Source organism: Actinomycetes bacterium (genome assembly GCA_036510875.1).
Lineage (GTDB): Bacteria > Actinomycetota > Actinomycetes > Prado026 > Prado026 > DATCDE01.
Genome location: DATCDE010000294.1, coordinates 1 through 2,473 on the forward strand (window position 1 = coordinate 1; position 2,473 = coordinate 2,473).

4 protein-coding genes are annotated in these 2,473 nt (G+C 75.1%); 3 read left to right on the plus strand and 1 reads right to left on the minus strand.

Annotated elements, in window-relative coordinates:
* The 3 genes from VIM19_17105 to VIM19_17115 all read left to right on the plus strand — a co-directional run.
* Window positions 1-691: SDR family NAD(P)-dependent oxidoreductase (locus tag VIM19_17105; GenBank protein ID HEY5186574.1), on the plus strand; the 691-nt coding region annotated here is incomplete at its 5' end.
* Entirely contained in the window at window positions 688-1,440 is a 753-nt protein-coding gene (locus VIM19_17110; protein ID HEY5186575.1) for an SDR family NAD(P)-dependent oxidoreductase, read from the plus strand. The genes VIM19_17105 and VIM19_17110, both read left to right, overlap by 4 nt.
* 1 nt (window position 1,441) lies before the next feature.
* Window positions 1,442-1,918, plus strand: coding sequence for an Lrp/AsnC family transcriptional regulator (locus tag VIM19_17115; GenBank protein ID HEY5186576.1), 477 nt, complete (start codon window positions 1,442-1,444; stop codon window positions 1,916-1,918).
* Window positions 1,919-1,958: 40 nt separating this feature from the next.
* Here VIM19_17115 and VIM19_17120 read toward each other — a convergent pair.
* Window positions 1,959-2,473 (minus strand): nitrilase-related carbon-nitrogen hydrolase (locus VIM19_17120; GenBank protein ID HEY5186577.1); only part of this gene is annotated, 515 nt, incomplete at its 5' end.

Here is a 2,473-nt window from a genome sequence, read left to right on the forward strand (position 1 = left end):
GGTGGGCGCCACCACCACTCGGGCCCACGAGCGGGCCGCCGAGCTGACTGCGGCCGGGGCCCGCGCCCTGGGCGTCGTCGCCGACCTGACCGACGAGGCCCAGGTGCGGCGCGCGGTGGCCGAGGTGACCGCGGGCCTCGGCCAGCCGACCGTGCTGGTCAACAACGCCGGCATGACCAGCGTGTCCGCTCCGGCGCTGACTGCGGAGTCCAGCGGCGGCTCGGAGTCGGGCACCCTCACCGAGCTGTCCTACGAGCAGTGGCAGCGCTCGCTCGCCCGCAACCTGGACACGGCCTACCTGACCACCCGCGCGGTGATCCCCGGCATGGTCGAGGCCGGCTGGGGCCGGGTCGTCATGGTCACCTCGGTGAGCGGGCCGGTCATGGCCATGCGCGGCGAGACCGCGTACGGCGCGGCCAAGGCCGGCATGGTCGGGCTGGCCCGGGCGGTCGCCGTCGACTACGCGGCCAGCGGGGTCACCGCCAACGCGGTGGCCCCCGGCTGGATCACCACGGCCAGCCAGACCGCCGACGAGGTGCGGCAGGGCCGCTCGACTCCCGTCGGGCGCAGCGCACAGCCGGAGGAGGTCGCGGCCGCGATCGCCTTCCTGTGCACGCCGGGGGCGTCCTACGTCACCGGCCAGTGCCTGGTGGTCGACGGCGGCAACCAGATCGCCGAGGAGCGCGGGTGAGCAGCGTCGTGCTCGTCACCGGCGCGGGCGGCGGGATCGGCGAAGCGGTGGCCGCCCGGTTCGCGGCCGGTGGCTGGACGGTCGTGGCCGCGGACCGCACCCCACCGGACGTCACCGGGCTGGACGGCGGACCGCACGTCGCTCTCGGCGCCGACCTGGCCCAGGTGGCCCAGTGCCGCGCGCTCGTGGCGGACGCCGTCGCCGCGACCGGGCGGCTGGACCACCTGGTGAACGCGGCCGGCCGGTGGGTCGAGGGGCCGGTCGAGGGCACCACCGAGGAGGAGTGGGACCGCGTCGTCGGCGTGAACCTCAAGGGGCTGTTCTTCGTCTGCGCGGCCGCCGTCCCGCACCTGGTCGCGGCCGAGGGGGCCATCACCAACCTGTCCAGCGACGCCGGGATCCAGGGCAACAACGGTGCCGTCGTCTACAGCGCCAGCAAGCGCGGGGTCAGCAACCTGACCCGGGCGATGGCCCTCGAGCTGGCCGCGCGCGGGGTCCGCGTCAACGCCGTCTGCCCGGGCGACGTCGACACGCCCATGCTGGAGTTCCAGGCGCAGACCTACGGCGGCAGCGACCCGCAGGCGTACCGCGACGACCTGCTCGCGCTCTACCCGCAGGGGCCGGGCCGGGCCCGGTTCGTCCGGCCGCAGGAGGTCGCCGAGCTGGTGTGGTTCCTCGCCCAGCCGGCGGCCGCGCCCATCACGGGCGCGAACCTGTCCGTGGACTTCGGCCTGTCCGCGGGGATCTGAGATGGCCACCGGCGTCCCGCACCGGGTCGACCTGGACGCCGTGGATCGTCAGCTGCTGCGGATGCTGCAAGGCGACGGGCGGACCTCCTACGCCGCGATGGCCGAGCGAGTCGGGCTGTCCGCGCCCGCCGTCCGGCTGCGGGTGCAGCGCCTGCAGGACGCCGGCGTCCTGCAGGTCGTCGCCGTCACGGACCCGATCGCGCTGGGCTACCCGGTGATGGCGCTGGTCGCCGTCACCGTGAGCGGCGACGTGCGGGCCGTGGCCGACGCGCTCGGCGCCGTCGAGAACGTCATCTACCTGGCGCTGACGTCGGGGGAGCAGGATCTGCTGGTCGAGGTGGTCTGCCGGTCGAACGACGAGCTGCTCGCGGTGGTCAACGACGAGATCCGGGCCGTGCCCGGGGTGGTGTCGGTGCGGGTGTCGCCGTACTACGGCATCCACACCCACCGGTTCACCTGGGGCGTGCCCGAGCCGTAGGAAGCAGTGATCGTGGGCGCGCGGTGTCCCGGTGCGCCGTCTAGCGGCTGAGCGGCCCGTACAGCTCGGGACGCCGGTCCCCGAGGGCGTCGTTGCGCGGGCCGGTGCGCTTGTCCTTGACCAGGCCGAGGTGCAGCTCGCCGACGAGCACGGCGGGGCCGGGCTGGGGTGGCGGTCCGGCGACCAGGTGCCCGGTCGCGGCCACGATGCAGCTGCCTCCCGTCCATTCGACGCCTCGCTCGACGCCGCAGCGGTCGGCCGCGACGATGGCCATCCGGTTCGTGCTGGCGCCGGCCTGCACCCGGACCACCTCGATCGGGGTGGGTGCCGCGCGGACCGGCTCGGCCGGCCAGTTCGTGGGGGCGGCGAGGACGTCGGCGCCCTGCAGGGCGGCCAGCCGGACCCACTCGGGGAACTCCAGGTCGTAGCAGACCATGGTGGCGACCCGGCCGAGCGCGGTGTCGACGACGGGCGGGGCGAGGCTGCCGGGGGTGAAGAAGTCCGGCTCGTCGCCCCACAGGTGGACCTTGTGATACGCCGCGCGCAGGCCGTCCC

Bases quoted from the DNA above. Each gene is read 5' to 3' on its own strand.
- VIM19_17115 (HEY5186576.1), top strand. From the start codon at position 1,442: ATGGCCACCGGCGTCCCGCACCGGGTCGACCTGGACGCCGTGGATCGT.